The organism is Streptomyces sp. NPDC035033, from assembly GCF_040636735.1.
Taxonomy (GTDB): domain Bacteria; phylum Actinomycetota; class Actinomycetes; order Streptomycetales; family Streptomycetaceae; genus Streptomyces.
This window is the reverse complement of the sequence record NZ_JBEZUZ010000042.1, coordinates 55210-61209: the sequence shown is the minus strand read 5'-3', so window position 1 is coordinate 61209 and position 6000 is coordinate 55210. Positions and strand designations below refer to the sequence as shown.

Here is a 6000-nt window from a genome sequence, read left to right as displayed (position 1 = left end):
TGCGCCGCCTCGCCCGCGGACGCCGGACCAAGCCCAACACCCACCCGGCGATCGCCCTCATCTCCGAACGCCGCAAGCAGCAACGCGCCCTGCGCACCTACCGCACCTGGCTCGCCAAGCCCCGGGGCACCGAAGCCTGAGACCGTCGCCGACGGCGCCGTACGACGCACCCGCCGTCCTGCGGCGCCGCCGTCCGCGAGGCCATCGGACACCGCCCGCGACGCCGGCAAGCGCCTCGCCTCCGAGCGGCGCCGGGGCGCGATCCCACCGCTCACCCGCACCACCGAACCGCGCCCCCTGGGCGTCGTCACCGTCGGCCCGCCGTGGAACCACCCGCCGAGCGTGGCCGCCGGCGACACCATCGCAGCGCTGACGGCCGGCAGCGCCGTCGTGCAGGAGCCCGACGCCCGGACCGCGCTCAATCGCCCCGTGGCCCACGGACCTCATGGACGGCGCCGACGTCGAGCAGGCCGCCGAGGACGCCGTCGGTGCCTGCTCCCCTCCACCGGGCAGCCGTGCGTGTCCGACGAGCGCCTCCATGCGGCCGCACCCGTCCGCGACAAGTTCGTCGCCGCGTCCGTGGCGCGGACCGGGAAGCTCAAGATCGGCGCCGCCTACGACCACAGCACGGACGACGCCTGAACACCAGCACCTCAGGGCGGAGGCGAGCGCCCTGTCGGGCCAGATGATCGCTTTCCGCTCCCCTTTCGATCGTTTAGGATGTATGCACCGTTCACATCGGAACAGTACATAACGGCGGACGACCGGGAGAGTGAGTGTGCCCCATGGCGCAAAGCAGCACATACCATCACGGTGATCTGCGGGCCGCCTGCCTGCGGGCGGCCCGGGAACTGCTGGAGGAGGACGGCAGCGCGGGCCTGTCGCTGCGGGCGGTCGCCCGCCGCGCCGGTGTCTCGGCCACGGCCCCCTACCGCCACTACGCGGACCGCGAGGCGCTCGTCTCCGCCGTCGCGGCCGAGGGGTACCGGGAGCTCGCCCAGGACCTGTCGGCGGCCCACCCCTCCCCGACGACGCCGGCCGGCCTGGCGGCCGTCGCCGTCGCCTACGTCCGGTTCGCGCTCGACCACCCCGCGATGTTCCGCGTCATGTTCGCCGAGCCCTGCGACCCGACCAGCGCGGAACGCGTCGCCGCCACGGAGGCCATCTCCGCGTACGTCCGGGGCGTCGTCCGGGACGCGTTCCCCGGCGCCGACGACGCCGAGGCACTGACGACCACGGTCTGGGCGCTCGTGCACGGCCTGGCCTTCCTCCACCTCGACGGCAAGCTCGACACCTCGACTCCCGAGGCCGTCGCCCGGCAGGTCCGCACCTCCGTCTTCGCCCTCTTCGCCGCCTCCCCCGCCCTCCAGGAGGCGACGGCGCCCGACTGACGGCGGGAGAGGACGGCGCAGCCGCGTTCACCGTGACGAGGATCGACCGCCCGGGACCGTACGGGATGATGCCCGGCGGACCGGCGCGGCCCCGACCGGAGAGACGGGCCACCGGCCGCCGGCCGGGACGGGCCGCCTGCGGCACCTCTCCCCCACGTCGTCTCCGTCAGAAGGCACAGGCGGGGCTTTTCCTGCGCCACGCCTCACCGCGAGGTGGGAGAAGGCGTACCGGGCGGAGAATGAGGCATGACGTGGACGATCTGGGTCGATGACTGGCAGATGCAGTGCTGCGGGAAGAGCTTCGCGCCGGGGGACGTCGTCTCGTGGACGCTGCTGGAGGTCGATCCGGAGGACTACGCCGACGTCGTCGGCGGCGAACGCGCGGATGGGATCGACTTCCGCGAGGAGCACCACGGCCAGGGAGGGGAGCGCGCGCCCACCGTGGTGGAGGTGGTGTCCGTCGTGGAGATCCACTGCCGTTACGGGGTGGTCCCGGGCGCCACGGACACGGCGAACCGCCCTGTCCCGGGCACGACCGTACTGGTTCCGGTCGAGAAGGCGGACGGGTGGGCGGAGGCCAGGCCGGACGTCAGCTTCACGGGCTACCTGGTGACCGTCCGGCGTGCTGCGGACGAGCTCCGTAGCGACGGAACGACCGTCGCCGACCGCCTCGTCCCGCCCGGGGGTGACGAGTAGTCACGCCCTGTTCCGGCGGGGGGAGGCGGAGGGAGGCGAGGCACGGACAGAGGGCCCCGAAGGCCCGTTCGACGGACATCTGCCGCGCCTGCGCGCGGCCCACGCGCAGGCGCGGCCTCCGGCGAAGCCCGGAACGGGCGGTAGCGGAGCGGAGCGGCCCGACTCGGCGAGGAAATCCTGCGACTCGCGGGATTTCTTGTGGTCCACCGGCAGAACTCGCCCGCCCGTCAGGGCGTTGAGCAGGTGACGCCGCCTGCCCGCCCCGGGGCGGCAAGCACGCCGAGTTCACCGGTCCTGGCCCGTGTGCCCGATACGGTGAGTTCGCCGGGCGCCACCCGGGACCGTGGGAGAGCGGGCGGCGGGCACGAAGACGCACCAGGAGGAAGAGCGGAATGACGCAGGCGGTGGTGAGCGAGCTGGACGAGCGGGTGCCGGGGCGCCAGTGGACGGTGCGTCTGGACGCCGTCGTCCGGGGCAGTACAGCCGTACGCGTCTCGTGCAGCCGCCCGGCCTGTGCCGAGCAGCGCCTGCCGTCCGCGGCCGCCGGTCGCGCGGCCGCCGTCGCCCACCTCAAGGAGCACCTGCGCGCCGCCTCCACGCCCAGGGCCGAGGCGTACTGCGCGTGCCGGGTGGCGGGTTGCCGTACCCACCTGCCCGACACCGGCCGTCCCGCGCGGGGCGAAGCCTGGCGGTGCGGCGGGCCGATGGTCCTGGCCGTGGTCGCCGACCGGGGCGGGCGGTGGTGGCAGGCCATGGAGTGCTGCTCGCGGTGCGCGGCCGCCATCCCCGGGGCCAGGACCGTGGCCGCCTCCCCGTCGCCCGCCCCGCAGGCCGCCGACCGCCCGGTCCCCACAGCCACGGGCGTGGGCGCGCCGAGGTTCTCCGACCACCAGGCCGCCCCGGGGGCGAGGGTTCCGGCCTCCCGCTCCGTGCCCGCGCGGCGGCGTCCCCCGCAGGCGAAGATCGCCCAGCGGATCATCCCCCACGACCTGCGGCCCGTCGCCCTGCGGGACGAACTCATCGAACTCGGCAACCTCTTCCGCGCCTACCAGCGGCGCGAGGAGCCCGATCTGGCGCTGCTCGCCGACCTCCAGGAGCGCAAGGCCCGCGCCTTCGCCGAATGGGCCGACACCACCTGCGACGGGGCTCTCCGCTGGGAGGCCCGGCGTGCCGAACAGGCGGCTGCCACCATCCGTCTCCAGCACCAGCACCGTACCGGCGACACCGCCGACGGCGGCCCGGCCGTGACGCGGCTGCTGAACGCCCCGGCGCAGTGGGAACACGCGCGCTCCGTCTTCTCGTACGTGACCGATCACGCCCCGCTGCCCGGTCCCGAAGCACGGCTGCTGGTGCTGATGCTGACCCTGCGTACCGCGCACACCGGCACCGGCAACCTCGTCGGCCAGGACCTCAACGGGCTGGGCCTGACCGATCCGGAGGGTCTGGTCGAGGAGCTGACCGGCTGCGGCTGGCTCAGCCTGCCCGGCACCGTCGGCGACCTGCTCGCCTCCCGACCGGAGAGCCCCACCCCGATCACCGTCCCCTCCCTGGTGCCCGGCGAGGACGGAACGGGTCCGTTCGCGTTCGGCAAGAAAATGCGGCCCAAGCTCTCCGGCTGGGCCCAGAGGGTCGTGTCGGACAAGAAGCTCCGCAAGACCAAGGCCGCCGCCGGCACCCGGCTGTTCGCCCTGACCCTGGCCCTCCGGACCGACCCCTCGGGCCACCTCGGTCCCGGCGGCCGAGGCATCGCCCTGAACGCCCTCACCGCCCACGTCCAGGTCGCCCCCGACGAGCTGCAGCCCCTGGTCGACCATCTGACGCGAGCGGACTGGCTCGCCGACGCCGCCCTCACCGACACCCACCTCACCGGCCACCTGACCGAACGCGTCCTTCCGCTCACCTGCCCCCTCCAGGAGGCGTGAGCCACTCGCCCGTCCGGGTGGACCTGTCACCGTGTCGCGGTCCGGCTCACGGGTGGGCGACGGCAAGGCCGGCGCGAAGACGGAAGCGACCGCCTGCGGCCGCTGTGGCTGGATCGGGCGCTCGACGGGTTCCCCGCTCGAAGGGCCCGGTGTCGGAGGGCGCATCCGTGCGTCTGGATCCGCCGGCTCACCGCCATGCGACGAACTCGACCGAGGCGGCGACGGAGGCCCGCGGCTCCGGCCGTTTCGCACAGGCGCGTACGGCGGCCGAGGTCGAGAGCCACGTCGGTGCCCAGCCCTCACCTACCGCCACCGGGAAGCCGGCATCGTACGCGCAGGTGGATCCGGAGCCGGGGCGGTCGGTCGGAGCAACGGCCTGTCGGGATGCCCTCCTGCGGCCGGCCGGAGGAGGGCTGCGCGCGATCGAGGTCGGGTTCACGGGGCTCTCGGCGTCGGCCCAGGGTACGGGGCGAACACCGTCCTCCCCGGGTACGAGGGCGAACACCGTCCTCGCTCCGGCCTGAGCCCGGACGCCCTCGGCCCGGTTCAGGAGCCGTGAAAGCTGCCCACGTTCATCCGTACGGGGCAGGGGACGCCAGTAGGCTCGCGATGTGACTGATCACGGCATTGAGTTCCCGGTGTTCCGGCTGCACGTTGTGCCGGCGGTACTCGCCCTTGCCAGTCCTTCGTGGCAACGGGACGTGTGGCTGGACCCGGAGAAGTTCGAGAACGTGGACCACGTGGTCCATGTCCTGTTCGATGACTTCTGCAACGCGGACGACCCGGCCCCCTGGCTGGGAAAGAGCCTGCGCACCGAGGAGGAAGTCGCTCTCACGAAGAAGTTGGGTGAGGCGTACTCAGCCGTACAGGACGCGGTGGGCCGCGACGCGCGGGACGAGGAGTACCTGGACGCTCCGGGGTGGAGCTCGGTGATGAGGGCCGCGGGCAGGCTGGCCCAGGTGATGGTGAGGAACGATCTCCAGGCTATGGCTCTGCTGCACGAGGAAGGCCGGCTGCCACGTTCTGGAGGAAGGTGACGGAGATCTCTGAGGACGGCTCCGACCAGGGTCCTCGCCGTCGCTTCCGGACAACGGTGACAGCGAATACAGGTCACCGGTCGGGAATCCGCAGTCGAGAGCAACGTGCAGCCAGACCTCACGGACCCCTCGTACCGGCTGTGTCTCGGCCCAGCGGATCCCGCCCAGCCGCTCGGGGCTTCCAGACGGACCGAGAAACCGCTCGCCGGAACGGTCCCGTTCAAGAGCGCCTAGGATGAGCAGCCCTGACAGGCGGCGCGGACCGGAAGGCCACGACGCGATGAGGATCCGGGTCCGCAGCAGATCGACCGCGTGGCGGACACCGGCCCCTTGAAGCGGCCGTCACGAAGGCGGTCCACAGTGAGCAAAACCGGGGGAGCCATGAACCGACCTCTGCTGTTCCTCGACGTGGACGGGCCGCTCAACCCCTACGCGGCCAAGCCGGAGAGGCGTCCCGACGGCTACACCACGCTCCGGGTCCCCCGGAGCGACACCCGGCAGGAAACCAGCGGCCTGTCGTCCCGACGACGCCCCCTGCGGGTCTGGCTCAACCCGGACCATGGGCGAATCCTGCTCCGGCTCGGCTTCGAGCTGTGCTGGGCCACCACCTGGATGGACGACGCCAACCGGTGGATCGCACCGGTCCTCGGCCTTCCGGAACTTCCCTTCGTGGACTTCGGCGACGTCCTCCTCCAAGAACGCCCTGATGGAGTCCACTGGAAGACCGGACCGCTGGTGGACTACGCGGGCGGCCGTCCTTTCGCCTGGGTGGACGACGAGCAGAGCGAGCCGGACCAGACCTACGTGACCGCCCACCACCCAGGGCCCGGTCTCCTCCACCACGTCAACCCCCGGATCGGCCTCCGGGAGAACGACTTCCACACACTCGCCGACTTCGCCCGGTCCCTGGACACCTCACGAACCACCGTCTGAACGCCTCGCCGGCTCCGCAGG

At 72.8% G+C, this 6000-nt stretch carries 5 protein-coding genes and 1 pseudogene; all 6 read left to right on the top strand.

What is annotated here, in order from left to right:
* Positions 1-213: 213 nt before the first annotated feature.
* Positions 214-621, top strand: a pseudogene (locus tag AB0E83_RS19010) (aldehyde dehydrogenase family protein); the annotation flags it as partial.
* Positions 622-785: 164 nt separating this feature from the next.
* Positions 786-1391, top strand: coding sequence for a TetR/AcrR family transcriptional regulator (locus AB0E83_RS19005; RefSeq protein WP_362112608.1), 606 nt, complete (start codon positions 786-788; stop codon positions 1389-1391).
* 246 nt (positions 1392-1637) lie between these two features.
* Positions 1638-2087, top strand: coding sequence for a DUF6578 domain-containing protein (locus AB0E83_RS19000; RefSeq protein ID WP_362112605.1), 450 nt, complete (start codon positions 1638-1640; stop codon positions 2085-2087).
* 392 nt (positions 2088-2479) lie between these two features.
* Positions 2480-4009 (top strand): hypothetical protein, encoded by a 1530-nt coding sequence (locus tag AB0E83_RS18995; protein ID WP_362112602.1) that lies wholly within the window; start codon positions 2480-2482, stop codon positions 4007-4009.
* A 611-nt stretch (positions 4010-4620) separates the two neighbouring features.
* Positions 4621-5046 carry a hypothetical protein gene (locus AB0E83_RS18990; protein ID WP_362112599.1) on the top strand — a complete coding sequence of 142 codons (426 nt, stop codon included), beginning with the start codon at positions 4621-4623 and terminating at the stop codon, positions 5044-5046.
* A 381-nt stretch (positions 5047-5427) separates the two neighbouring features.
* The gene (locus AB0E83_RS18985; RefSeq protein ID WP_362112596.1) at positions 5428-5979 is read left to right on the top strand and encodes a hypothetical protein; all 552 of its coding nucleotides are present in this window, start codon (positions 5428-5430) and stop codon (positions 5977-5979) included.
* Positions 5980-6000: the final 21 nt, after the last annotated feature.